The 25,101-nt window shown below is 60.4% G+C and carries 18 protein-coding genes; 6 read left to right on the top strand and 12 right to left on the bottom strand.

The window, feature by feature from the left end:
* Positions 1-15 precede the first annotated feature (15 nt).
* Positions 16-1,044, top strand: a complete 1,029-nt coding sequence (locus tag M0D68_RS01420; RefSeq protein WP_266223595.1) for a hypothetical protein — start codon at positions 16-18, stop codon at positions 1,042-1,044.
* A gap of 35 nt (positions 1,045-1,079) precedes the next feature.
* Here the strand turns inward: M0D68_RS01420 and M0D68_RS01425 are convergent, their stop codons facing one another.
* Positions 1,080-2,042, bottom strand: coding sequence for a pseudouridine-5'-phosphate glycosidase (locus M0D68_RS01425; protein WP_266223948.1), 963 nt, complete (start codon positions 2,040-2,042; stop codon positions 1,080-1,082).
* Positions 2,043-2,255: 213 nt separating this feature from the next.
* Between M0D68_RS01425 and M0D68_RS01430 the strand changes: the two genes are divergently transcribed.
* The 3 genes from M0D68_RS01430 to M0D68_RS01440 all read left to right on the top strand — a co-directional run bounded on the left by M0D68_RS01430 (position 2,256) and on the right by M0D68_RS01440 (position 7,582).
* Positions 2,256-5,009 carry a glucosidase gene (locus tag M0D68_RS01430; protein ID WP_266223596.1) on the top strand — a complete coding sequence of 918 codons (2,754 nt, stop codon included), beginning with the start codon at positions 2,256-2,258 and terminating at the stop codon, positions 5,007-5,009.
* A 248-nt stretch (positions 5,010-5,257) separates the two neighbouring features.
* Positions 5,258-6,424 carry a leucine-rich repeat domain-containing protein gene (locus M0D68_RS01435; RefSeq protein ID WP_266223597.1) on the top strand — a complete coding sequence of 389 codons (1,167 nt, stop codon included), beginning with the start codon at positions 5,258-5,260 and terminating at the stop codon, positions 6,422-6,424.
* Between the two features lie 429 nt (positions 6,425-6,853).
* The gene (locus M0D68_RS01440) at positions 6,854-7,582 is read left to right on the top strand and encodes an OmpW family protein (protein WP_266223598.1); all 729 of its coding nucleotides are present in this window, start codon (positions 6,854-6,856) and stop codon (positions 7,580-7,582) included.
* 63 nt (positions 7,583-7,645) lie between these two features.
* On the opposite strand, the gene M0D68_RS01445 is transcribed toward M0D68_RS01440, so the two are convergent.
* The 4 genes from M0D68_RS01445 to M0D68_RS01460 all read right to left on the bottom strand — a co-directional run bounded on the left by M0D68_RS01445 (position 7,646) and on the right by M0D68_RS01460 (position 13,031).
* Positions 7,646-7,867 carry a hypothetical protein gene (locus M0D68_RS01445; protein ID WP_234486938.1) on the bottom strand — a complete coding sequence of 74 codons (222 nt, stop codon included), beginning with the start codon at positions 7,865-7,867 and terminating at the stop codon, positions 7,646-7,648.
* A gap of 185 nt (positions 7,868-8,052) precedes the next feature.
* Complete coding sequence (locus M0D68_RS01450; RefSeq protein ID WP_266223599.1) at positions 8,053-10,485, bottom strand: DNA-binding protein; 2,433 nt, start codon at positions 10,483-10,485, stop codon at positions 8,053-8,055.
* A 398-nt stretch (positions 10,486-10,883) separates the two neighbouring features.
* The gene (locus tag M0D68_RS01455) at positions 10,884-11,633 is read right to left on the bottom strand and encodes an Asp/Glu racemase (protein ID WP_301711642.1); all 750 of its coding nucleotides are present in this window, start codon (positions 11,631-11,633) and stop codon (positions 10,884-10,886) included.
* A gap of 45 nt (positions 11,634-11,678) precedes the next feature.
* Positions 11,679-13,031: an MFS transporter gene (locus M0D68_RS01460; RefSeq protein WP_093641797.1), complete on the bottom strand. Its 1,353-nt coding sequence runs from the start codon at positions 13,029-13,031 to the stop codon at positions 11,679-11,681.
* Between the two features lie 295 nt (positions 13,032-13,326).
* Between M0D68_RS01460 and M0D68_RS01465 the strand changes: the two genes are divergently transcribed.
* Positions 13,327-14,253 (top strand): LysR family transcriptional regulator, encoded by a 927-nt coding sequence (locus M0D68_RS01465; protein WP_244179482.1) that lies wholly within the window; start codon positions 13,327-13,329, stop codon positions 14,251-14,253.
* Between the two features lie 119 nt (positions 14,254-14,372).
* The gene (locus M0D68_RS01470; RefSeq protein ID WP_256456947.1) at positions 14,373-15,332 is read left to right on the top strand and encodes a D-2-hydroxyacid dehydrogenase family protein; all 960 of its coding nucleotides are present in this window, start codon (positions 14,373-14,375) and stop codon (positions 15,330-15,332) included.
* Positions 15,333-15,341: 9 nt separating this feature from the next.
* Here M0D68_RS01470 and M0D68_RS01475 read toward each other — a convergent pair whose 3' ends face one another.
* The 7 genes from M0D68_RS01475 to M0D68_RS01505 all read right to left on the bottom strand — a co-directional run bounded on the left by M0D68_RS01475 (position 15,342) and on the right by M0D68_RS01505 (position 25,095).
* On the bottom strand, positions 15,342-17,111 hold the full coding sequence (locus M0D68_RS01475) for an ABC transporter ATP-binding protein/permease (protein WP_266223600.1): 1,770 nt from the start codon (positions 17,109-17,111) through the stop codon (positions 15,342-15,344).
* Between the two features lie 371 nt (positions 17,112-17,482).
* Positions 17,483-18,517: a zinc-dependent alcohol dehydrogenase gene (locus tag M0D68_RS01480; protein ID WP_093641778.1), complete on the bottom strand. Its 1,035-nt coding sequence runs from the start codon at positions 18,515-18,517 to the stop codon at positions 17,483-17,485.
* A gap of 33 nt (positions 18,518-18,550) precedes the next feature.
* Positions 18,551-20,002, bottom strand: coding sequence for an NAD(P)(+) transhydrogenase (Re/Si-specific) subunit beta (locus M0D68_RS01485; RefSeq protein WP_200620959.1), 1,452 nt, complete (start codon positions 20,000-20,002; stop codon positions 18,551-18,553).
* A 10-nt stretch (positions 20,003-20,012) separates the two neighbouring features.
* Positions 20,013-20,384, bottom strand: a complete 372-nt coding sequence (locus M0D68_RS01490; RefSeq protein WP_256456950.1) for an NAD(P) transhydrogenase subunit alpha — start codon at positions 20,382-20,384, stop codon at positions 20,013-20,015.
* Between the two features lie 49 nt (positions 20,385-20,433).
* Positions 20,434-21,609 (bottom strand): NAD(P) transhydrogenase subunit alpha, encoded by a 1,176-nt coding sequence (locus tag M0D68_RS01495; RefSeq protein ID WP_266223601.1) that lies wholly within the window; start codon positions 21,607-21,609, stop codon positions 20,434-20,436.
* Positions 21,610-21,630: 21 nt separating this feature from the next.
* The gene (locus M0D68_RS01500) at positions 21,631-23,013 is read right to left on the bottom strand and encodes an NAD-dependent succinate-semialdehyde dehydrogenase (RefSeq protein WP_093641770.1); all 1,383 of its coding nucleotides are present in this window, start codon (positions 23,011-23,013) and stop codon (positions 21,631-21,633) included.
* A gap of 525 nt (positions 23,014-23,538) precedes the next feature.
* Positions 23,539-25,095: a DUF2235 domain-containing protein gene (locus M0D68_RS01505; protein ID WP_266223602.1), complete on the bottom strand. Its 1,557-nt coding sequence runs from the start codon at positions 25,093-25,095 to the stop codon at positions 23,539-23,541.
* Positions 25,096-25,101: the final 6 nt, after the last annotated feature.

Genomic DNA, 25,101 nt, shown 5'->3' on the forward strand with positions numbered 1-25,101 from the left:
CCAAGGAGGCGTGTCATGAAACCCGCGCTATGTGTCGCCGTCGTCAGTATGCTGTTCGGGGTCGAACTGGCGCACGCCGCCTGCCCCAACGACGCCGTCTTCCTCATTCTCAGTGATCAGATTCGCGGTTACTCCTTGCGCGCCAACGGAGCGACCGAGCCCTGCCAGGTGCTGCAAGGGTCGCTCACCACCCTCATGACCGCTGGAGCGACGGTGATCGACAAGAAGGACTCCTTTCACGTCGCGCAGTTTCTTACCAACAGCACGGTCGACATCTTTCAGCGGAAGGCCGAAGGCAATGAGGCACCCAGTCGGTCGTTCACGTTGACGATGACAAATGACCTGCTCAGCATCGCGGTGGATTCCCACCTCAACGACTTCGTCCTGACCGTTCGCCCCGCGGAAGCGGGAGTGCTGGTCGCTCCCGCCAACAGCTCCGGGCCTGTAACCAATCCGATTCACATCACCGATCCGAATATCGTCCAGTACGTGAGCATTGCGATTGACAGCGACGACAATCTGCTGATTGCGGGTTATGACGTACGGGGGGCAGCGATCATCGACACGTTTGGCACGCGTCGGAGCATGACCTCGCCGCCGCTCCTGCGCAGCCTCACGGGTAGCAAAACCGGCCTGCTGCCGGGGGCCGGACTTTTTGCACGGAACAACATGACGATCGCTGTCGATCCGCGTACAGACGAGTTATTCGTCTACAACCAAACCGCGGACGTGATGCAGATCCAGGTGAGCGTTTTCGCCGCCAAGGCGAACGGCGACGTGCCGCCGCTACGGACAATCAGCGGTCCAGCCACGGGAATCACCGGCTCCGGCTTGCCGGGAAACAAGATCGCCATCTCCTCGGACGGGCGGCTCTTTGATGCCGAGCCGAACCTGCGCATTCTCGCGTTCGCGCCGGGGGCAAGGGGCAATGTGGCGCCGTCTCAGATCATCGAGGACTCCACCCCCGGTCCGGTCACCCTGGGCGGGATCGCGGTCCGGTCGAGAGGAGGCCGGCAACATGATCGAAATGACGATGCCCAATGAAACGGACGACATTGGAAAATCCGTTAATCAGCTAACTAACGGGACGGTCGGGGATGTCGGCTATCGTCGTTCGCTGCAGGTGCCAACGCCAGCGCCAGCCTTGCCCCCACCTCGGCATTGTGTTTCACGAGCGCGATGTTTGTTGCCAGGCTGCGTCCGCTCGTCAGTGCCTTGATGCGAGCTAGCAGGAAGGGGGTCACGGCCTTGCCGGTGATTCCCTTCGCAGTGGCCTCGGCGAGCGCCTGCTGAGTCAGCGCGTCGATCTCTTCGGCGCTCATCGCTGCCGCTTCCGGCACCGGCGTGCTCAACACCACGCCGCCCACGAGACCCAAGTCCCACTTGGTGCGGATGAAGCGTGCCTGCTGTGCCGCGTCGTCCAGCCTGAAGTCCGCGCGAAAACCGCTGTCGCGCGTGTAAAACGCAGCGAAATTGTCTTGCTCGCAACTGAGCACCGGCACGCCGTGTGTTTCCAGGTATTCCAGCGTGAGCCCGATGTCCAGGATGGATTTCGCACCGGCACAGACCACCACCACCGAGGTCTTTGCCAATTCCTGCAGGTCGGCCGAAATGTCGAAGGTTTCGGGCGCGCCCCGGTGCACACCGCCAATGCCTCCGGTAACGAAGACCTCGATGCCGGCGAGAGCGGCACATATCATCGTGCCAGCCACTGTCGTGGCGCCAAGCCCGCCGTCGGCCAGCACTGCCGGCAAGTCGCGGCGGCTGACCTTGTGTACCTGGTCCGAGCGGCCGAGCAGTTCCAGTTCGTCGTCCGAAAGGCCGATGCGGATTCGCCCGCCGATCAGTGCAATAGTCGCGGGTTCGGCGCCCAGGTCACGGATCAAGGCCTCCACTTCACGCGCAGTGCGAACGTTCTCTGGATAGGGCATGCCGTGAGCGATGATGGTCGATTCCAGCGCCACAAGCGGGCGGCCGGCGGCCTGTGCAGCGGCCACGGGTGCGCTGCAGGTCAACCACGAGTGTGCAAGGTCCGCAACCATGTCGATGTATCCGGTGATGTGATTCACTTAAGTATGCAACACAAGACTACTCCACGGGTCGCCTGCTGCAGCGCGATGACGCCTATCATTAACGCACCGCAGAGAGGATGTTAAGCGCCTGATGTGCATCGCACACACGGCGCTCGTGATGGAAAGGAAACGACATTCACGCCCTGAGCGTGTTGGATGGTCGATTTCAGGTTGGGAGGCTTCATGCCACCGCTACGCGCAATCAATCTGCTCCAGTCGAAGGAAGGTGCCCGTCTCCATGGTCCGGAACTCGACCGCTGGCGCCGCTGGGGGCCTTATCTAAGCGACCGGCAATGGGGCACCGTTCGCGAAGACTACAGCGAATACGGCACCGCATGGGACTACTTTCCGCACGACCATGCGCGCAGCCGCATGTACCGCTGGGGTGAGGACGGCATTGCCGGATTCGGCAACGACCCGCTCGACTGGTGCGTATCGCTCGCGCTCTGGAACGGGCACGATCCGATCATCAAGGAACGGCTCTTCGGGTTGACGAACGAGCAAGGCAATCACGGCGAGGACGTGAAGGAGCTTTACTTCTATCTCGACGGCACGCCGACGCATTCGTACATGAAGATGCTGTACAAGTATCCTCACGACGCGTACCCGTACCAGGAACTGATCGATGAAAATCTGCGGCGCGGCGCCGATCAGCCCGAATATGAAATTCTCGATACGGGCGTGTTCGACGATAACCGCTACTTCGACGTCTGCGTCGAGTATGCGAAGCACACGCCGGACGATATCGTGATGCGCGTTAGCGTCGAAAACCGCGCTGATCAGCGCGCGGCGCTTCATCTGTTGCCGCAATTCTGGGCGCGCAACCGATGGGCGTGGTCGGGCAAGCCCGGCAAGCCGTCGCTCACGCTCGAGCCGGATACTGAGGAAGGCGCACGCGTCGTCGCGCACAATCCGGCGCTCGGCACGATGATCGTGACGGCGTCGGCGCAACAGCCGATCGAGTGGATCTTCTGTGAAAACGAAACGAATGTGCGCCGCATTTTCGGCTTCGAAGGAACGGGGCCGTTCAAAGACGGCTTCAACGACTACCTCGTTGACGGCGACGAGCAGGCAATCCGGCGCGACAAGGGCACCCGCGCCGCCTCGCATGTGTATCTACAGTTCGCGCCTCATGAGCGCTCGGTGCTGTATCTGCGCTGGCGTCCAGAATCGTCCCCGGCTGCAGTTTCGAATGCCGTGGCTCTCGACATGGAAGAACTCTTCACGCGCCGGCAAGCGGAGGCCGACGAATTCTATGCGGCGCTTCAGCACGACATCCCTGACGCCGATGCACGGCTCGTGCAGCGTCAGGCGCTCGCCGGCATGCTGTGGTCGAAGCAGTACTACCAGTTCGACGTGACGCGCTGGCACGACGGCGACCCCGGCCAACCGACGCCACCGAGAGCACGGAGGCGCGGCCGCAACGCGGACTGGCGGCACATGTGCAATGGCGACGTCGTGTCGATGCCCGACAAGTGGGAGTATCCATGGTACGCATCGTGGGACCTCGCGTTTCATGCGGTCGCATTCGCCATGATCGATCCCGACTTCGCGAAGAAGCAATTGCTGCTGCTCGTGAAGGAGCGCTATATGCATCCGAACGGGCAATTGCCTGCCTACGAGTGGGCGTTCGGCGATGCGAATCCGCCCGTTCATGCGTGGGCAACATGGCGTGTGTATGAACTCGACCGCGAGGTGACGGGCATAGGCGATCATGAGTTTCTTGAAGTCATGTTCCACAAGCTGCTGCTCAATTTCTCGTGGTGGGTCAACCGCAAGGACGCCGATGACCGCAACATCTTTCAAGGCGGCTTTCTTGGGCTCGACAATGTCGGCATCTTCGACCGGTCTTCGCCGCTGCCGACCGGCGGCCGCATCGATCAGGCCGATGGCACTGCATGGATGGCCTCGTACGCGCTTGACTTGATGCAGATCGGCCTCGAACTGGCGATGACGAACAACGCGTATGTCGAAATCGCCGTGAAGTTCTTCGAGCACTTTCTGTATATCGCGGAAGCGGTCAGTTGCAGCGAAGGCTGCAGAACAGGGTTATGGGACGGACAAGACGAATTCTTCTACGACGTACTGCACCTTCCGGACGGAACCCGTGTGCCAATGCGCATTCGTTCAATCGTCGGACTGATTCCGCTGTTCGCCGTTCACGTGCTCGAGGATCGGGTGTACGGTCATCTGCCGGGATTGCGCGAACGGCTGGCGTGGTTTCTCGATCATCGGCCCAATCTGGCAAAGCTGGTGTCGCGCTGGACCGAACCCGGCACGGGTAACACCACGCTGCTGTCGTTGTTGCGCGGACAGCGGATGACAGCGCTGTTGCGCCGCGCGCTCGATGAAAACGAATTTCTCTCCGAGCACGGCGTGCGGGCGCTTTCCCGTGTGCATCGGGATGCACCGTACGTCTTCGACCATGATGGCGTGAGCCTCCGCGTTCAATACCAGCCAGCCGAATCGGACTCGCGTGTTTTTGGCGGCAATTCGAACTGGCGCGGGCCGATCTGGATACCGGTCAACTACTTGCTGATCGAATCGCTGTATGAGTTCTATCGCTACTACGGTGATGAGTTTCACATCGAATATCCGACGGGATCGGGCAACCGTGCTTCGCTGAGCGGGATTGCCGACGACCTCGCACGGCGGCTCACCACGCTCTTTCTCAAAGATGCACAAGGCGTGCGGCCCGTGATGGCCGCTTATCCGATGCTGCAAGCCGACCCGCGCTCGCAGGACCTCGTACTGTTCCATGAATACTTTCACGGAGACAATGGACGCGGGGTCGGCGCTTCACATCAGACCGGCTGGAGCGGGCTCGTCGCGCTGCTGCTCCAGCCACGCATGATGAAGCTGGCCCATGTAGCGCCCGAGGCAGCGCCTGATGTTGCGTCGGTGGCCGAGGACACCATACCAGCCATGGCCCGGTAGCGTTTCGGCTGCCGAAAGGCTAATGACGCACAAGGCTGGCAGAACGTGTCGCCGGCTCTCACGCGTGGCGCGAAGCGCGACGTTGCCTGGGCGGAATGCGTCCCGCACTTCGTGTATAAAGGAGGAAGCCTGAACTACGTGAGCCCGCCGTGCCCGAAATCCCGCCGTCAACCACGAACTCAAGCGCTGAAGGTCCGAACACGTCCTTGCCGCGAATCATCAAGCCATGGGCCATCGGCGGCGCAATTGTGCTGTTGCTCGGCATTTTGCTGCTGATCTTCAACCCGTTCCACAAGAGCCCGGACGAACGGGCGCTGAGCGAACTGGGATTCCTCAAAGGAACCTGCAACGACAGCAACGCGTCGACAGCCACACCCGACTCGGAATGCCTGGCGTTGCGGGCGAAACCGACAATGACGGCATCTCAGCTCGCGGCCGCTTTGCCACATCTAAAGAATTCCGACCGCAAGATTGAACTGAATCTGGCAGGCACCCAGATCGATAACCTCGATTCGCTGAAGGAACTGGACGATCTGGAATCGCTTGACCTGACAGACACGCCCGTCTGGAACATCGAAGCCCTGAAGGACGTACATTCGCTGAAAAGGCTCGTGCTCCATCGCACCGAAGTCGAAAACATCGCCGCGCTAAAAGGGCTGACCGGTCTGCAATCGCTGAACCTCTGGGATACCCGCGTCTCGAATCTCGACGCGCTCAAGAACCTGCGCGATCTGCGAGAACTCGACCTGCGGGATACACAGGTTCGCGATCTCAATCCGCTCGAAGATTTGCCTCATCTGGAAACGCTCAAACTCGGCGGTGCGAGGAACGTCCGGAACGTCCACGCGCTCAGCCAGCTCGCCTCCTTGCAGACGCTCGACCTCAACGAAACCCAGGTCGACAGCATCAGTGAGTTGAAAAAGCTCTCCGGTCTCCAAGCGCTCTATCTAGCGAACACGCCGCTGCGAGACATCGACGCACTAAAAGGAATGTCCTCGCTCAGGACGCTCGTGCTGGACGGCGCGAAGGTCGATGATATCGACGCGGCGCAAGGCATGCTTCAGCTGAACACGCTGGTGCTCGCTCGCACGCAAGTGACGAACATCGATGCATTGAAGGGGCTCACCGGCCTGCAAAGGCTCAATCTCGCCGACACCCGGGTCGAGAACATCGAGGCGCTGACAGACCTGAAAAGCCTGCGAATGCTCAATCTCTTTCGCACCAGGGTTCGAAACATCGATCCACTGCGAGGTTTGACCGGTTTGCAGGAACTCTACCTTGCGAACACCCCTGTCGAAAACGTCGACGCACTGAAAGGGCTCACTGGCCTGCGAGAGCTCGTTCTGTATGGAACCCAGGCCAGGAACGTCGACGATCTCAAAGCGGCGCTTCCAAAAACGCGAATCGTTTGGTGATCATTCAACAGATTTTCAACAGGTGCGCGAGGCTGGCATCAGCCATCGTGGCTCCCGTGCCGCATCAAACCAGTAAGGCAAGGGAAGCAAATCGACATCGATATCTTCGCCATCTTCCTTGCGTATAGCGTTTCTTCTACGGTTAAATAAACCCACCTTAGCGCGTTGATTTCAATGCGCTGAGGCACAGTGCATTTCTTCCAAAAAGGCAACCGGAGGCCCGCTCTAACCAGCGGGCTTTTGGCTTTCTTACGCCCGCTAAAAGTAGTCACACGTATTCGATATCTGAATCGGCTGGGTGCTAAATCCTTACCAAATTTCAGAGGTCACATTCGACAGAACAGATCACAAATAGCACGGACGTACGCATAGAATCAGCACTGCCTATTCAGCAAAGGCAGCAAAAACAGTAAAGACAGAGGAGATAAGATGAAGCAGATAAAGGCATTCGGCGTGGCTGCCGCATTGTTAGTGAGTACGGCCGCCCACGCGCAGAGCGCCGGCGATATCGTTGCAGGCTTCGGCTGGTTCCACCTCGCGCCGCAGGACTCGAGCAAACCGCTGACGGTAAACGCACTTGGCACGAGCGTAACGGAGACCGGCACGGGCGCGACAGTGGATGATTCGGATACCTTCGGTCTGACGGCCACCTATTTCATCACCGATCACCTTGCCACGACCGCCGTGCTCGGCATCCCGCCGAAGTTCCATCTAACCGGCACCGGGTCGCTCTCCGCGCTTGGTCAAATCGGCTCCGCTTACGAATGGAGCCCGACGCTGCTCCTGAAGTACTACTTCAACGATGCAAAGAGTAACTTCCGTCCTTACGTTGGCGCGGGCGCATCGTACGTCTGGTATAGCGGCATTAAATTGAGCTCAGCAGTATCGAGCGGCAGTTTCTTGTATTCGCAAACCTATGGCACCGCGCTGGAGGGGACGACAACTGCGAAGTTGAGCAGCTCGTTTGCACCGGTCATCAATGCCGGCTTTGCCTATAACATTGACAAGCACTGGTCGGTCGATGTCTCGCTGTCGTATATGCAGTTGTCGACGCGTGCCACGCTGACTACCAAGTCCCAGGTAGGAACGGTGACCAGTAGCACAAAGCTCAAGCTGAACCCGATCATTTCTTATGTTTCTATCGGGTATCGTTTCTAACCGAGCTCCGCATTGCGCCGATGCAATGCGGAGCCCAGCGTGATAAGTGCCTTCAACCAGCCGTTAGTCAATGACGTTCACTTCAACGGCTTTTGGATCGGTCAGTTCGAATGTACGAATCCGGCCGGCGCGGACGTCGAGTACCAGCCGGTCTATCGATTCGATTTCGAGCATTTCCCTTTCGACGTTGTCGTCCACGGCGGTCGCAATCTTTCCCTGCCAGCCACGGCGGTGATATAGCAACATAATCACGGCGCTGCCGCGCCGCATAAAGAACCGTTCCATTCCCCGCGTCCGTGAGTCTTGAATGTCCGTTTCTCAATTCCGGACAGACCATAGCACGCGGGTATCGCCGATTGCGGGGCCGCAAAGAACGTGAAAGAAAGTCGATGCTTGAGCGGAGACGGCCAATGCACCGCCTCCGCTCAGCGTAGTGACGCCGTTGCCTCTTGACGTGAAACGCGCGTAAATCAGCGCTCTACCTTCGACATAACCGCCGTCGTCGGGTCATACCGATAGCCCTTCTGCGAAAGCCGCTCAGCCATCGTCGCCCCAATCAGCTTTTGCTGCGTGTCCCGGGAGACCAACTCACTATCAGGCTTAAGCCGCTCAAGTTCAGACGAGAGCTTGCGGATGAGCGCCACTTCTCCTGTGCTGCGTGAGTCGACGAACAGAAGCTTCTCGTTTGCAGAAGCGAGACGTTCCTTCAGGTCCTTGGCATGCTCCACCCATTGTTCAGCAATCGTGCGAAGTTCGTTGAAGGCCTTCTCATGCGCTCTGGCCTGAGCCGATATCTGCCGCTGCAACTCGGCAACTTCTTCCGCCTTCGCAGAGTCGCCCGCTTGAAGGGCAAGTTGATGGCTGCGTCGCGCTTCTTCCGCGCGAGCCTTCTCGGCATCCCCAAGGCGCTGCGCCAATGTCGCCGCATGCTGTTCGGCGGCCTCTGCCCGCTCCTTCGCGGACGACGCATCCTGCGAAACCTGAGCCAGTTCAGCGATCGCGGCCGCTTTCGCCTCAGTCATTGCGGTGACCTGCTCCCGCGCCGCCTCGAGTTCTCGGGTGACGCTTTCCAGTTGCTCGTGCTGAATCGACGCTGCCCCGCTCCGCTCTGCGTTTGTCTGCCGCTCTGCTTCGAGTGCGATCCGAGCGTCTTCAAGTTCTCGGGTGACGCGTTGTAGTTCGTTGAGCTGGCCCGATGCTTCCTCGCCAAGGGCTGCGCTTGTCTGGCGCTCAGCAGCAAGCGCAGTGTGCGCCTCATTGAGTTCAGCCTCGATCGCAGCAATCCGCGTGAGGCTCTCGCTCACCTGTGCCGTAGCAGCTTCTGCGCGTGATGAAGCCGCACTGGATTCCTGCGACCATCGTTCCGCTTCAGCGGACTTCGCCTGTTCGACTTCTGCAAGACGCTGCTGCAACGTCACCGCATGCTGCTCCGCGAACTCTGCCCGCTCCTTCACGGCAGACGCGTCGTGCGAAACCTGGAGCAATTCAGCGGTTGCGGCCGCGTTCGCTTCAGTCATGGCGCTGACCTGCTGTCGCGCCCCCTCGAGTTCCCGAGTGACGCGCTGCAGTTCGTTGAACTGCCCCGACGCTTCCTCGCTCCGCGCTGCGCTCGCCTGACGCTCCGCAGCAAGCGCGGCGTGCGCCTCATCCCGCTCAGCCTCCAGCGCGGCGACCCGCGCGAGGCTCTCGTTCGCCTGCGCCGTAGCGGCTTCTGCACGCGACGAATGCGCGTTAGATTCCTGCGCCCATCGCTCAGCTTCGAACGACTTCGCTTGCTCGACTTCCGCGAGGCGCTGCTGCAACGTCGCCGCTTGCTGCTCGGCGAACTCTGCCCGCTCCTTCGCGGCAGACGCGTCCTGCGAGACCCGAGCCAGTTCATCCCGCGTGACAGACGCATCGTGCGAAACCTGAGCCAGCTCAGCGCTCACAGCCGCCTGCGCCGCACTCATCGCGCTGACCTGCTCCCGCGCCGCCTCCAGTTCCCGTCCGACGCGCTGCAATTCATCAAACTGAATCAATGCTTCTTCGCTCCGCGCCGCGCTTGTCTGGCGCTCTGCTTCGAGCGCAAAGCGCGCCTCATCCCGCTCAGCCTCCAGTCCAGCGACCCGCGCGAGACCCTCGTTCATCTGCGCCGTGGCAGCTTCTGCGCGCGCCGAAGCATCGCTGGCCTCCTCCAACGCTCGATCCGCTTCGGCCGACTTCGCCTGACAATCGTAGCCCATCGCGGTCACCTCCTGCCGCGCCTCGTCGACCTCCTGCTTCATCTGTGCGATCTGATCGTTGTGGCTGGCAGCAGCAGCGGCCAACTCCTCACGCGCGTGACGTTCCTGGTCGAGTTCCGCCTTCGTGTGTTCCAGCGCGGCCTCTTCCGCCGACACACGTTGCGCCAGCTCTTCGGCCCGAGCCTCGGCGGCCTCAGCGCGCCCCGTCGCGGCTGCGAGTTCCGCCGCGAAACGCGTGGACGTATCTTCGGCGATGCTCAGCGCGCTCGTCAGCGCACTATGCCGCTCACGCCCGGCTTCGACTTCCGCCGTCGTCCTCTGATACTCGGCAAGCGCCTCGTCCCGTTCCGAGCGGGCAGCGTCGAGGTGCTGGTGCACGGCACTCAGGTGCTGACTGACCGCCCGGTCAGCTTCGCCTTGGGCGGCCATCCAGAGCCGCTCAGCGGCACTCGTCATGGTTTCGGCAATGTGCTCCGGCAACCCGGCCTGGACCTGCACATGCGGGGTGAAAGGCTGTCGCGCTTCGCGCCAGCGCTGCAAAGCTGCCGCAATGGCAACGATCGAACCGCCGGGAATCTCCGGCCAAATGGTCACCGGGGACACCTTCCGGCCCTCTTCGACCATGCGATCCGCGATTCCGGCGACGAGTTCGTCCGTGATTGTGTCTGCGTCCGTAGACATAAGCGCCTCAAAGCTCATTTTGGCCTGACGAAAAATTGAGTCCCCAATACGTTACTCCAACCCAGCAATAATCCCGATGAAAGGAATGCCGGTTGGCTCATACCGCGCGATTCGCCGTTCACTGAAAAAGCGGCGACGCGGTGACCGACGTCATCCGCGCGGTAAAGCGCGAGATCGATATTATGGGCGATATCGTGGCAGCTTCGGACGAGCTGACGCGTGGGGTCAAACTGGCCAATGTTTAAGGCGATCTGTTCGACGTTTTTCCTATTTCTTATTCGCCGAGATGCAACGCGGCGTATTCCAGCTTCCGGTTGCCCGAATGTTCGGCTCGACGAGACCTGGATGATGTACAACGCCGCATTCGAAAAAATCGGCTGAGTGTCTGCCGTAGGCGATCACACGCCGGACAGCAACGCCCCCGCACCAGGCACGATCGGCTCGAGCCCAAGATGATCCAGCATGCGCCGAACAGTGCATACCGCAGTCGAAACGGTGCGGATTCCCAGCATGTCTTCAATGCGCTGAATCGCCGGCAATGAAGGCATCTGGACGCAAGCGGACGCCACCACAACGTCCGCGCCTTCCGTGTTCAGGTCGCGCACGTCGTTCACAAGTTGCATCGGGTCACGCAGACCAACTTCAAGGTTGTCGGGAATCTCAAAGCAGAGGGAATCGATGACCTCGATGCCTTCGTTCTCGATATAAGCGACGACAAGATCAGTCAAAGGCCGCATGTACGGCGCCATCAGCGAAATCCGCCGAGCGCCCATGATCTTCAGTCCTTCTACCAACGCGCCCGCGGAGGTCATGACGGGCGCAAGGCAATGATTGGCGCGCGCAACTTCCAGCAGTTCGCGTTCGGTTTGCCGATGATATCCGGGCCCCATCGCCATGATCGCGACCAGGCACGCCGTGCTCATGACATCGACACGCGCGTCGGCGAGTTCCGCCGCACAGCGCAGGCCTTCCTTGTTCATTGCGACCAGTTCTTCCTTCGTGACCTTGTGCATTCTCATCCGGCTCGAATGGAATGTGAACCTTTCCGGGCGGATCGCTTCACGGGCACGCAGCATGGCGGGAATTTCAGTTTCCATCGTCGTGTTCGAGCTTGGAACGATCTGTCCAATACGAAAATTTTGACGCATTTTTCTCTCCGAAATAGAATTAGGCATCCAAAGTTATCAACTGACTCAGTCCGGCATACCCGTGCCGCGTGTCTCCGGCAAAAACCACGGAACCACGATACCGAGCAGATACACAGACCCGAGTGCCAACGCAGCTTGGGACACACCACCGAATGATTTGATCATGCTGCCCGCGATGATCGGGAACACCCACGCGATCAGACGCGCTGCATTGAACACAAAGCTAATCGCGGTGGAACGCACGCTGGAACCAAAGAGTTCGCATGGATAGATCGCCATCCAGACATAGGCACAGCCCAGCGTGAAGAAGCCATTGATCGGCGCCACGACCATCATCGCTTCGACGCTTGTCGTCAGCTTGTACGTGATGATCGTTGTGAGCAGTGCGCCGACGAAAGTGAGTGACAGGAACGCTCGCCGGCCAATTGCATCCACCACGAAGCCCGCGACCATGTAGGCCACAATCGCGCCGATGGTGTACACGATCGATACCTTCGAGCCCCACGACAAGGCATCGGGGATGCCTTCGGCTTTAGCGAGCGCTACGGTAAAGGTCGGCAGCCAACTGGAAATGGCCCACCAGCCAACGGTCGTAACGATCGACAGCACGAGCAGAAGCAGCGTGCGGCGTAGCGCTTCAGGTTCGCTGAACAGTTGCGTGAGCGTGAAAGGACGCTTGTCGGAGGCAGGCGCGTCTCCCGCAACCGGCTGCGTACTCGTCGCGCTCCAGCGTTTTTCGCGCACCGCGCGTTGCCATTTCTCCGACTCGTTCACCCCGCGGCGGATGTACAGCACAAAAAGCGCGGGCACTGCGCCAAGCACGAACATCAACCGCCACGTTTCGGCGCCGAGGGGATGCGCCGACGAAAGCGCGTACCACACCACCGCCGCGATCAACGTGCCCCAACCGAAACCCGATTGCAGGAAACCCGCTCCTTTTGCACGCGCCCGCTCAGGCCAGGTTTCCGACAGCAGCGCGACGCCCGTGCTCCATTCGCTGCCCATGGCGAGGCCCGTCAGAAAACGCAGCCCGCACAATACCCAGAAGGTTTGCGAGAACGCGGTCAACCCCGAAAACACCGCATAGAGGAACACGGACCAGAGCATCATCCGCTTGCGTCCGACATAGTCGGCGAGAATCCCGCCGATCAGACCGCCCGCCCCCCAGCCAAGCAACGTAATGCCGATGACCAGACCCGCGTATGTCGTGGGCGACGCGGCTTGTGCCGGCGAGAGCACCGAATGCAGCATCGGCCCAAGCACGACGACGAGCGCCAGTGCCTCATAACCGTCGAAAATCCAGCCGAGAAAGCTGGCCTTCAGGACACGCCAGTGCATGGCCGTGAGCCCCTCGTACCAGCGCGTTCGCGCGCTCAGGGCAAGGTGTTTGTGTTCCATCTTTTCGTCTCCTTCATGTTTTCAACCGATTTTTCCTGCGTGCCGGCCGTCCGCCGGCTTGTGCTTCTGAAAAGGCTGATGGGCCGGCGTCCAGGACAACCGCGCCGCCGCGACATAGAATCGCGAGGCACAGTGCCCGGTCTCGCGCCTCGACCGATCGTCCTGCGAGGATTGAGCCCTATGGAACATAGGATGCCGGTCACGAGGCGGATTGAAAACTTCTCAATGTTCAATAGAGGCATCGCCAACCGCGATGGGTGCGAGGCGCCCGGATAGCCAACCCGAAGGAGTAAGGATGCGTGTTTCAGCAGATCGGCCGTTGCGCCTCGACATGGAGTCCCTGCGCATTTTTGTGGCCGTCATCGAGGAGGGCAGCATTGCCGCGGCGGCGGCCCGCACGCATATCGTGGCGTCGGCCGTCAGTAAGCGCGTATCGGATCTCGAAGAGGACGCCGGCACGCCGCTGCTATATCGGCACAGTCGCGGCGTGCAACCCACGCCGGCCGGCGAAGCGCTCTATCACCACGCGAAGCGGCTGAGTGAGCACCTGCAGCAAATTTCGGACGAATTGTCTGAGTATTCGGCGGGGTTGAGGGGCCATACCCGGATTTATGTGAACTTTACGGCCATGGTCCAGTATCTGCCGGGTGTGCTGCGCACCTTCCTGCGCACCAACCCGAAGGTGCGGATCGATATGGCCGAGAAGTCGAGCGATGAAGTCGTGCAGGCAATCGCAAGCGGTGTCGCCGATCTCGGCATCTGCGCGGCTACCCGGGACACCCTCGGCGATCTGCAGTGGCGTCCATACAGCGTCGATAAGCTGGTCGTGATTGTGCCGTCGGATCATCGGCTCGCCGAGCGCGCAAGCGTGACCTTCGCGGAAGTTCTCGAGGACGACTTCGTCAGCATGCCGTATGGCACGTCCATTTCGAAGTTGTGTCGCGCCGCCGCTGAGCGTGCCGGTATGCGGCTTCGCGTGCGTATCGAGGTGACCAGCTTCGAGGGCGTGCGCAACATGGTCAGCGCGGGTCTCGGCATTGGCGTGCTCCCCAAGGGAAGCGTGACGCCTTATATGCAGTCGGTGCCGTTTCGCGTCGTTGAGCTTGATGAACCGTGGTCGCAGCGGCCGCTGGTGATCATTGCCCGCAACTTTGAGACGCTGCCGCTGCCTGCGCGCATGCTGGTCGACCACCTCAACAAGCACCGGGACAACGAGTCATGAGGATAGTGAGCCATCGCGGCTCGCGATGGGTGGCGTCGTTACATATTGATTTACGTGACGAGCCGGGATTCTTAGCATTCGGTTAGCAGCAACCGTCTACAACACATGGAGCGCGCAACATGAACCCCAAACTCCCGATCAAGGTCGCCGTCCTCGACGATTATCAGAACGTCGCGCTGAGCGTGGCGGACTGGTCGCCGCTTAAGGATCTGGCAGACGTGACGGTGTTCAACGATCACGTCGCTGATATCGGGAGCCTGATTCAACGCCTGCAACCATTCGACGTCGTATGCGTGATGCGGGAACGCACACCGCTGTCCCGCGTGGTTATCGAGAGCCTGCCGAACCTGAAGCTGATTGCTTCGACCGGCCCGGGGAATGTGTCGATCGATCAGGAGGCGGCTGCGGAACGCGGCATCGAAATTCGTCATACGGGCTATTCGTCCACGCCGACGATCGAGATGACGTGGGCGCTGATTCTCGCGATGGCCCGCAATATTCCGCTCGAGACTCAGTCAGTGCGTGAGGGAGGCTGGCAGCTTTCGCTAGGCGAGCAACTCGCGGGCAAGACGCTCGGCGTGCTTGGTCTTGGCCATATCGGTTCGGCTGTCGGCGTCATCGGGCGGGCATTCAGAATGAACGTCATCGCGTGGAGTGAGAACCTTACCGAGGAACGCGCTGCGGAGAAAGGCGTGCAGCGAGTCAGCAAGGATGTGCTGTTCTCCACTTCCGATTTCCTGTCGATTCACTTGCGGTTTAGCGAGCGAACCCGAGGTTTGGTCGGCGCGACAGAACTCGCGCAGATGAAATCCACGAGCCGGCTGATCAATACGTCGCGTGGAGCGATCGTCGACAATGCCGCCCTGCTTCGGGCACTCACGACCGGTCAGATTGCCGGCGCGGCACTGGACGTGTACGAGGTCGAACCGCTCGAGAATCCGCACCCGCTCCGCGAATTGCCTAACGTGCTCGCGACGCCTCATATCGGCTATGTGTCGAAGGAGTTGTATCGCACCTTCTATGGCGATACGGTGCAGAACATCGTTAAGTGGCTTGAGGAAACCGGACGTTCTGCGTAAGGGTAGCGGTCACGACGGACGTGTGTCTGCCACGGTGTGCTCGTGCTCGTCCGCACGTGCAATATCGAGCGTCTCCTGGTGGAACGCCGCAAGCGACCCGCGGTGCGTGACACTGACAATCGCCGCTTTCGGCAATCGCTCGATCAACAGGCCATACAGATACGCTTCGTTCTCGGTATCGACCGCACTCGTTGCTTCGTCGAGAAACACATAGTCAGGCTCGTGCATCAGCACACGCGCGACTGCCAGCCGCTGTTGCTCGCCGGGAGAAAGAATGCTCCACCAGTGCTGAGATTCGTGCAACCGGTCGACGTAGCCCTCAAGCCGGCACAGACGTAGCGCCTCGCAACATTCCTCGTCGCTGAAATTGGTGGCAGCCGTGGGATAAGCGAGCCCAGTCTTCAAGGTGCCAACCGGCAGGTAGCTCTGCTGCGGGACAAACATCATGCGCGCATTCACAGGTGCATCGATCGAGCCGTTTCCGAACGGCCAGAGACCCGCCAGCGCGCGCAACAGCGTGCTTTTTCCCGAGCCCGAAGGTCCACGCACGAGCCAGCGCGAACCTGGCTTGACGGCAATGTCGCGCACACTTGCGAGCGTCTCGCCGTTGGGCAGCGCAAGCGTGAGCTTGTGCGTGGTGAGCTGGTTCTCGTCGACGTAGTGCAGATTGATGCCGCCATGCTCGGTGGCGGGCGACACCGACTCCTTCAGATGAGGTAGATGCATGACGCGTTTGAACTCGCGCAGACGGTTAACGGTTGCGCGCCATTGGACGAGCGTGTCGTAATTGTTGATGAACCACGAGAACGAATCGCTAACCGAACTGAATGCGTCGCCGATTTGCATCAGTGTCCCGAAACTCATCAACCCTGCGAAGTAACGCGGCGACGCTACGACGATCGGAAAGATTTCGGCGATCTGGGCGTAAAAATTGAGCACGAAGCTGTAGCGCCGCGTGTACTTCATCACGCGCCACCAGTTTTCGCGAATCCGGCCGAACAGGTCTTGGGCCGTCGACTCCTCGACACGCATCCCGTCATAGAACGCAATCTGCTCGGCGTTTTCGCGCAGACGGATCAGGCCAAACCGAAAATCCGCTTCGACGCGCTGCATCTGGTAGTTGATCGACACCAGCGGATGACCAACCTTGTTGGTCAGGAGTGAGCCGACAATCGCATAGACGATGGCTGCCCACAGCATGTAGCCCGGAATCTGGACGGGCATGCCGCCAAGCTCGATTGCCAGCACGCCCGCCGTGCTCCATAGAACGGTCGAGAACCACACGAGTGTTTCGAGTGTCGAGAGCAGATCGAGCGTGAGCGAAAGTGTGGTGTTGGCGAATGATGCAAGATCGACGGCGACCCGCTGGTCAGGGTTGTCGGCGAGGCGATCGCGCTCGATACGATAGAAGGTGCCGTCGCCCAGCCATTCCTGCAGATAGCGTGTGGTCAGCCACTGGCGCCATCGGAAGCCAAGCATCTGGCGCAGATAGCGGTTATAGACGGAGATCCCGACGAACGCGAACGCAAGCGCGCTGAAAAGCAGCATCAGCTGCGGGAATTCATGAACCTTCCTGCCTTCCAGTGCGTTGTAGAAATCACGGTTCCACGTATTCAAGCGAGCGTTGATGCCGACCAGAACCAGGTCCATGACGATGATCGTGATCAGCAAACCCCACGCGGTCTTGCGTTCCTCAGAGACCCAGTACGGTCTAATCAGGCTCCAGGCTGAGACACGGTCCGCTTGCCCGGACGCAGGGCCGGAAGATTGGTCGCTCATGAACACCCCTTAACGCGCAGTGAATACGGACCGAGTGCACGGGGGTGATTGTAGGGTGTGACCTGTCCTGCCGTCGATGCGACTTTAATCTTCGCCAGTCATGGCTTCGATATGATCGATTTCGACATCCGTGACGAAGACCAGTACCCGGCGGGCGCTAGTGCAGGCCCGGTTCGCCGACAAGTCATGATTACTCGACGGAGCAATGATAAGTCCGGTGTTTATGCTGCTGGCCAAGGCACGGCGTGGCACGCCGCTTTCGAGCATGATTTGGCGACTGGAGTGTTCGGCGTCAGCTCCGTTTAGTTCGGTTGCGTTATATGGCCATAGGAGCCGGACCGGGGTCCGGCAGCCACGATAGCGCCCTCCTCTCAACCCTTGGCGAACTCGAGCACCACGCGCGATGGGACATCGCCGTGCGCTAGGCGATGGAACACGCTGTTGATCGCCGAGAGCGGCTGCAGTTCGATATCCGCCTTGACCTTGCCGTCAGCGGCGAAGGCAAGCGCTTCGGCCATGTCCCGGCGATTGCCGACAAACGAGCCGCGAATCGTGATGCAGTTCGCCACGACGTCGAACAGGGGGGTCGGAAACTCGCCCGGCGGCAGCCCAACCAGCACACAGGTACCGCATTTGCGCGTCATGCCCACACCTTGCTTGAATGCGCCCAACGACGGCGCTGTAATCAGCACGCCATGCGCACCGCCCCCAGTAGCCTTTCTGACGGCAGCAACCGCATCGCCGTCCTTTGCGTTGACCATGGCATCGGCGCCAAGGCGTTTGGCATGCGCGAGCTTGCCGTCATCGATATCGACCGCGCACACATGCAAGCCCATCGCCTTGGCATACTGAATGCCAAGGTGTCCGAGGCCACCGACGCCAGAGACCACGACCCATTCGCCTGGGCGCGCCTGGGTCTCCTTGATGCCTTTGTACGAGGTGATCCCGGCACAGATGAGGGGCGCCGCGTCGCGGGCCGCCAGATGGGCTGGGATATGGGCCACATAGTTCGGATCGGCGACGATGTATTCAGCGAACCCACCGTTCTTCGTATAACCGCCGAACTGCGCTTCGGCACATACGGGCTCGCGTGCCGCGAGGCAAAACTCGCAGTGTCCGCAAGCGGAGTAGAGCCACGGTACGCCGACCCGGTCGCCTTCCTTCACGGCCGTTACACCCGCACCAAGGGCGGTGACGATGCCGATGCCTTCATGGCCCGGTATGAACGGCAACGTGGGCTTTAACGGCCAGTCCCCGCTCGCGGCATGCAAATCGGTGTGGCATACGCCGCACGCTTCGGTCTTCACCAGGATCTGGCCTGGACCGGGCTCGGGAATATCCAGTTCCTTTAGCACCAGTGGCTTGCCGAACTGTTCGACGACGGCAGCTTGCATTTTCGATGTCATGGCTTGTTCCTCGGTTGCGATGAATTCAGCGCGCTAGGCAACAGCGGGCAATCCAAGCCCTCTGACCGCTTCACTCATCTTGATGAGCACGGTCTGGGCGTCGCCATAGACCATGTTGCAGTTATCTGCGTAAAAGAGTTCATTGACGATGCCAGCGTAGCCCTTGCCTTCCCCGCGCTTGATCACAAACACCTGCTTGGCGTGATCGGCGTTGAGAATCGGCATGCCGTAAATGGCCGACGATTTGTCGGTACGCGCGGCCGGGTTGACCACGTCGTTGGCGCCGATCACTAGCGCAACATCCGTCGTGGCGAACTGGTCGTTGATGTCCTCGAGCTGGAAGATCACGTCGTAGGGCACGCCAGCCTCGGCCAGCAGCACGTCCATCTGGCCCGGCATGCGGCCAGCCACCGGGTGCACCGCAAACTTCACCGACACGCCGCCCGCCTGAAGCAGCTTGACGAATTCGTACAGCTTGCCTTGCCCCTGCGAGACCGCGAGACCGTAACCCGGGACGATAATCACCGAGGCCGCATAGCGCATCGCGATGCCGGCGTCGCCTGGCTGCGTCGGCTTCAGGCTGCCCTTGATCTTCCCCTGCTTGCGCGTGGCGACCTCACCAAAGTTGGTGAAGATCACATTGCTCACGGAACGGTTCATGGCCTTGGCCATCAGCAGCGTCAGCAACATGCCGGCTGCACCGACCACCATGCCGGCGATCATCAGTGCGGGGTTCTGCAACACGTAGCCTTCAATGCCGACCGCGAGGCCGGTAAAGGCGTTAAAGATCGAAATCACCACCGGCATATCGGCGCCACCGATCGGCAGCGTCATCAGGATGCCGAGCGCCAGCGCACAACCGAAGAACAGATAGATCCAGGTCGGCATCGTCAATATCAGCGCAGCGTTATCCGCGCTTGCGACGACGATGTAGCCGCCAACCACGAAGGTAGCCAGCAGCACCAGTCCATTGAACACCTGCTGCCCTTTCACTCGTACGGGCTTGTTGATGACCCCATCGAGCTTGGCCCAGGCGATCAGCGAACCCGACAGCGACACCGCGCCGATCAGCGCGCCCAGCAAGGTCACGATGAGCGCGGTCGCGCCCTGCGCCTTGTTGCCGAACAGTTCCACCGCGGCAATCGCACCGGCCGCTCCGCCACCCATGCCGTTGTAAATCGCCACCATCTGCGGCATGGCGGTCATCGCCACCTTGCGGCCGCCCCACCAGGCCAACCCGCCGCCCAGCGCCAAAGCAACGACGGCAAGCCCCAGGTTGACCGGCAGGTTGGGCCGGGCCGCCGCGCCGACGTCGAAGGCGTACAGGAAGCTCCCGAGCACGGCCACGGCCATGCCGATACCGGCGACGAAAATGCCCGAAGGCGCCGTAACAGGCGACGACATGCGGTGCAGGCCGTAGAGAAAGAGAAAAGCAGCGGCGAGATCGACCACGCCGATGCCGAGTTGGGGGATCAGGGTCAACATGGCGGCGTCCTCAATGCTTCTTTGCGTGGATGGACTTCACGGTGCCGGACTTGCTGTGCGCACCGTGCGTGCCGTGCGCCGCGGGATGACCGCTGGTCTTGAACATGGCGAGCATGCGATCGGTGACGGCATAACCGCCTGCGGCATTGCCCGCGCCGAGCAACACAGCAACGAAGCCGATGACTTGCTCCTGAACCGTACTCGCGTTCAGGAGCGCATAGATGCCGCCCACCACGACAATGCCGTGTACGAAATTCGAGCCCGACATCAACGGGGTATGCAGAATGGCCGGCACGTGTCCGATGATCACCCAGCCGGCGAAAGCGGCCAGCATGAAGATGTAAATCGCGACGAAGCCGGAAATGCTGATCGGGAAGTCCATCACTTGGTCCTTGGTCAGAGCGTGTTCGTGCCGGTGTTGATACAGGCGCTCATGCCGGCGTAACAGGTTCGGCTTTCGCGGGGGGCTTCTTCGCGGCGGCAACAGGCTTGGCCGCCGCGTCGCTCGCCTCAGCCTTGTTCTCGCCCGCGTGGGTGAGCACCGTTTTGGCGAGCACTTCGTCGCTCCAGTCAATCTCGATGACGTTGTTTTTCATGATCAACGCGAGCAGGTTGTACTGATTCTTCGCGTACAGTTCGCTCGCGTCCTCGCCGAGCAGCGAGGGCACATTCAGCGGCGCGACGATCGTCACGTTGCCGATCCGCGTGGTCTCGCCAGGCCGCGTGTCTTCGCAGTTGCCGCCGCCCTCAGCCGACAGATCGACGATCACCGAGCCCGCCTTCATGCCGGCCACCTGTGCGTGGCTGATGAGCTTGGGCGAGGCCTTACCGGGAATCGCGGCGGTTGTGATGATCAGATCGGCGCTCTCAATGTGCTTCGTCAGCACGTCCGCGACCCGGGTCTTTTCCTCGGAGCTCAGCTCACGGGCATAGCCGCCTTTACCACGCGCATCGATACCGGTATCGACAAAGGTGGCGCCCAGCGAGAGCGCCTGCTCCTCAGTTTCCGGCCGCACGTCATAGCCCTCGACGACGGCCCCAAGGCGGTGCGCCGTCGCGATCGCCTCCAGCCCTGCCACACCGAGCCCCATCACCAGAACGTGAGCCGGTCCGATCGAACCTGCCGCACTGGTAATCTTGGGCACCACGCGAGCGAGATGGGTAGAGCCGAGTTGCACCGCGTAGTAGCCTGCAAGCGCGGACTGGCTCGATAACGCGTCCATGGACTGGGCACGCGTAATGCGTGGCACCCGCTCCATTGCGAAGCAGGTGATCTTCTTGTCGAGCAGGCGCTTCACCAGCGCGGGTTCGCTGTGCGCATAGATGAACGAAACGAGGATCGCGCCCTCCTTCATCGCGTTGACCACCTCGAGCGCGGGTGGCTGAACTGCAAGCACGACGTCGGCGTCTTTCACCAGCGCCGTGCGATCCGCTATAAAGGCGACGTTCTCGAACGCGGCGTCATCCAGATGAATCGCCGCGCCCGCCCCCGGCTGCATATGCAGCCGGGCACCCAGTTTGACCAGTTTCTGGACCACGGACGGCACGAGCGCCACACGGCGTTCATGGGCCCGGGTCTCCGTCAGAACGGCAACGTTGACATACATGGCGGGCTTTCCTTGTGGAGATCAGGCCGGTGCATCGAGGCGGGCGGTACGGACCAGCTTCGTATTGACGAACTCCTGGATGCCCATGTTGCCGAGCTCACGGCCGTAGCCGGAATCCTTGATGCCGCCAAACGGCAGTTCCGCATCGGACCAGTCGATGTTGTTGATGAACATCATCCCGGTCTCGACCCCGCTCGCCACGCGCTTGCCGCGCGCTTCGTCTTTCGTGAAGACCGAACCACCGAGGCCGAAGTCCGAATCGTTGGCTAGCGCGATGGCCGCGGCTTCGTCCTTGACGCGGAAGAACGACACCACCGGACCGAAGAATTCGTCGCGGAAAGCCGGATTGTCCGGTTTGATATCCGTGAGGATCGTCGTTTCCATGAACGAGCCGGGTCGGTCAATGCGTTTGCCGCCCATCACCAGCGTGGCGCCATGTGCCACTGCATCGTCGACCTGCTTGAGCAGTTGAACCAACGCCCCCTCGGTGGACAAGGGGCCGTGCGTCGTCTTCTCGTCCATCGGATCGCCTGCCTTCAATTCGGAGAGCGCGGTCTTGAACTTCGCAAGAAATTTGTCGGCAATCGAATCGAGAACGATGAATCGCTTCGCCGCGCAACAGGTCTGGCCGGCGTTATACATCCGCCCCCATACAGCCCACGGAACGGTCTTTTCCAGGTCGGCATCATCGAGCACGATGAACGCATCGCTGCCACCCAGCTCCATCGAAGTCTTCTTGAGGTTCTGCCCCGCTCGCGCCGCAATACTTCTGCCGGCCTCGACGCTGCCCGTCAATGCCACACCCTTGATGCGCGGGTCGTCGATGATTCGCTCGGACTGCTCGTGCGAGATCAACAAATTGGTGTAGGCCCCCTTAGGTGCGCCGGCGTCGAGCAGGAGTTTCTCGAAGGCAATCGCGCATTGCGGTACGCAGCCTGCATGCTTGACCACCAGCACGTTACCCGCCATCAGTTGCGGGCCGGCGACGCGTGCAAGCTGGTAGTACGGGAAATTCCACGGCTCCACGCAGAAGAGCACACCAAATGGACTATTTTCCATGTGCGCTTCACCGACTTTCGGATTCAGTTTGGTCGGTGCCAGGAATGTTTTCGCGTGCTCGGCGTAATAAGCAAGGATGTCGGCGCTGAACCTGACTTCGCCACGCGCTTCGTCGATGCGCTTGCCCATTTCAAGGGTCGCCAGTTTGGCAAATTCGTCGACGTTCTTACGCATCAGTGTTGCGGCCTTATCCACGATTTCGGCACGTTGGGCGTAGGTCGTGTGCTTCCACGTCTGGAAACAGGTCTCGGCGGCAGCGATCGACTTTTCGAGTTGCTCGTCGGTCAGTTTTTCGAAGCTCTTCAGGACCTTGCCGGTGTTAGGGTTGACACTTTGATAAGCCATGATTTGTGTTCTCTCTAAATGGAGGTTGGCTTGAGTCCCCGGAGCGGAACGTCAAGCAGGTGTCGAACACCAGTACGTCTTGTGTTCGACATCCTAAATATTAGTTTTCGAATGATCCCAATTCGGACGCCACTTGCGTGCCTGACCTCAGGCGCCTTGCTTCTTCATCGAGGCCTTCGACTCTTTCACGTCCTGCTCAGTCCTTGGACCAAAATCACGCAAAATGATCTGTCTTGCCGCGCCATTGCATAGCAGCGACTGCCTCCGCCATGAGCGCGGCGGAAAGAAATAGTGTTTTCGGATTGTGAGCATGATGGCCACTCCTTGTTGGAGGGGGCGGCCCGGGCGAGCGATTGAAGAAAATCATACTGCGCGAGGGTGTTTCGAGCGCCTTTGGATGAAAGACACAAGGCACGTGTAACCACGGTGCGCTTAACCTCGGCGGAGGTCGGTACGGTGCCGTACAAGTACGGACCCGGCCCCAATGAGCACGAAACGAAGTCTCGATGTCCGTCGCGCTACCGTTCAGGACGGTTCGCCTGCTCCAGACCCTCCGGGTGCTGTCGCCGGCGCAGTCAGGTCTTCGTCTGAGTGCCGGTATGCCGTCCCCTTGCCGCCCGGCAGCCCGCTTGATTCGGCGATTTCAACCCGCAGACTGCCTTGATTGTTCCAATACGCCCAGGTGGCGTCGTTGGCGAAGCAATACAGGTAACCCGAGTAAGGCGCCTTGATCTCCATCTCTCTGCCGATTCTGAAGTAAAAGGGTTGAGGTGACACGCCTGCTTCGCTCGGTTCCCCTGGGTATGAGATCGCACCGCAGAGCTCGAACCAGTTCGCTCCCCTGACCCGCTTGGACCATGCAAACAGGCGCTGCATCCAGTTACCAGGCGTGCCCTCCGCGCCCGATACGCTGTCCCCATCCAGCCATGTTTGACCTTCAAGCACCTTGAACCGGTAGCTCACCCCCTCCTTCATGAAAATGCCGGTCCAGTTCCACAACGTGCTGGCGAAGACCCGCACCTGCACCCCCTTCCCTGGATCGATGTTCGGTCGATAGGGAGCCTGAAAGATTGGCGGACTGGCCTGCCGTGCCAATGCCAGATCCGATATCGATTCGGAGCATATGCGTGAATCCTTCGCCAGATACGGAAAGGACCGGGGACGAAATCCGATCCTCCTGTAAAAGCCTGTGAGCGAGTTGTGCAGGACGCCATGTACCGCGGATGGCGACAGCTGGCCCGCATCCGCTATTTGGTCCAACATTTTCGGTTCAAACACCGCACCGCACTGCGCGGCCTCGGTAATCATCCATTTGAGCGTGGCGTCAGAAAGCCCTGTCTCCTTGTAGCCGCCCCCAACGTCCGCGTGCACACCAGGGAACCACACTTGCGTCACGCGTGCCGGGTCGCAACCATCGGCATCCGTCCACAACGTTGGAAAGAAAGTGTTCCGCTGCTCATCAATGGCAAGGGCTTGTACCGCGCGTTCAACTTCTGGCGAAAGCCTCGTGTCATGAAATTCGAGGCGCTGTCTCCCTAAGCCGAATAAGTTCGCAATTTCAGGAATACCGAGAGCGCCCACCGTCTCCCACACGCCCAGGAAGCGAATGGGAGGCGGTTTGCCATTCTCGATGCAGAACCGTTCCTGCAGGCTGATGTTTTCCGGTGTTGCTGGATCGAGCCGGTACAGGTTCCATGCCTGTTTGACTAGCGCCCAGCTTGCCTCGCCAGGAAGTCCACAACGATGAAGCATGCCCACCAGACTTCGCGCCGTGAACGCGCCACGCGAAAAGCCAATGATGAAGATTTCAGAACCCTCCTCGTAGTGGTCGGACAGCCACTTGTACGCAGTTCGAATGTCTCGCGAGAGGCCCAATCCCAACGCACCGTCTACGAGGCGACGAACCCGGCCTTCGTTGGCGCCAATGCCGACGTGGTAGTAGCGGAGTTGCTCGACGCCATCTTCACCGTGTTCACTCAACGCGTTGAAAAAGCGAACGACATTGGTCGGAACGGGCACCCCCTGAAACTCGTCGCTATCCGAGTTCCATGTGCCGTCGCAGCAAACGAAAAGTCTCTTCATGTTTGC

Origin of the sequence: Paraburkholderia sp. SEWSISQ10-3 4, from assembly GCF_030464785.1 — a bacterium.
In the GTDB taxonomy this organism is placed as follows: domain Bacteria; phylum Pseudomonadota; class Gammaproteobacteria; order Burkholderiales; family Burkholderiaceae; genus Paraburkholderia; species Paraburkholderia aspalathi.

Bases quoted from the DNA above. Each gene is read 5' to 3' on its own strand.
- M0D68_RS01440 (WP_266223598.1), top strand. From the start codon at position 6,854: ATGAAGCAGATAAAGGCATTCGGCGTGGCTGCCGCATTGTTAGTGAGT.
- M0D68_RS01450 (WP_266223599.1), bottom strand. From the start codon at position 10,485: ATGTCTACGGACGCAGACACAATCACGGACGAACTCGTCGCCGGAATC.
- M0D68_RS01425 (WP_266223948.1), bottom strand. From the start codon at position 2,042: ATGGTTGCGGACCTTGCACACTCGTGGTTGACCTGCAGCGCACCCGTG.
- M0D68_RS01505 (WP_266223602.1), bottom strand. From the start codon at position 25,095: ATGAAGAGACTTTTCGTTTGCTGCGACGGCACATGGAACTCGGATAGC.
- M0D68_RS01485 (WP_200620959.1), bottom strand. From the start codon at position 20,002: ATGTTGACCCTGATCCCCCAACTCGGCATCGGCGTGGTCGATCTCGCC.
- M0D68_RS01430 (WP_266223596.1), top strand. From the start codon at position 2,256: ATGCCACCGCTACGCGCAATCAATCTGCTCCAGTCGAAGGAAGGTGCC.
- M0D68_RS01490 (WP_256456950.1), bottom strand. From the start codon at position 20,384: ATGGACTTCCCGATCAGCATTTCCGGCTTCGTCGCGATTTACATCTTC.
- M0D68_RS01495 (WP_266223601.1), bottom strand. From the start codon at position 21,609: ATGTATGTCAACGTTGCCGTTCTGACGGAGACCCGGGCCCATGAACGC.
- M0D68_RS01475 (WP_266223600.1), bottom strand. From the start codon at position 17,111: ATGAGCGACCAATCTTCCGGCCCTGCGTCCGGGCAAGCGGACCGTGTC.
- M0D68_RS01455 (WP_301711642.1), bottom strand. From the start codon at position 11,633: ATGCGTCAAAATTTTCGTATTGGACAGATCGTTCCAAGCTCGAACACG.
- M0D68_RS01480 (WP_093641778.1), bottom strand. From the start codon at position 18,517: ATGACATCGAAAATGCAAGCTGCCGTCGTCGAACAGTTCGGCAAGCCA.
- M0D68_RS01445 (WP_234486938.1), bottom strand. From the start codon at position 7,867: ATGGAACGGTTCTTTATGCGGCGCGGCAGCGCCGTGATTATGTTGCTA.
- M0D68_RS01460 (WP_093641797.1), bottom strand. From the start codon at position 13,031: ATGGAACACAAACACCTTGCCCTGAGCGCGCGAACGCGCTGGTACGAG.
- M0D68_RS01500 (WP_093641770.1), bottom strand. From the start codon at position 23,013: ATGGCTTATCAAAGTGTCAACCCTAACACCGGCAAGGTCCTGAAGAGC.
- M0D68_RS01420 (WP_266223595.1), top strand. From the start codon at position 16: ATGAAACCCGCGCTATGTGTCGCCGTCGTCAGTATGCTGTTCGGGGTC.
- M0D68_RS01465 (WP_244179482.1), top strand. From the start codon at position 13,327: ATGCGTGTTTCAGCAGATCGGCCGTTGCGCCTCGACATGGAGTCCCTG.
- M0D68_RS01470 (WP_256456947.1), top strand. From the start codon at position 14,373: ATGAACCCCAAACTCCCGATCAAGGTCGCCGTCCTCGACGATTATCAG.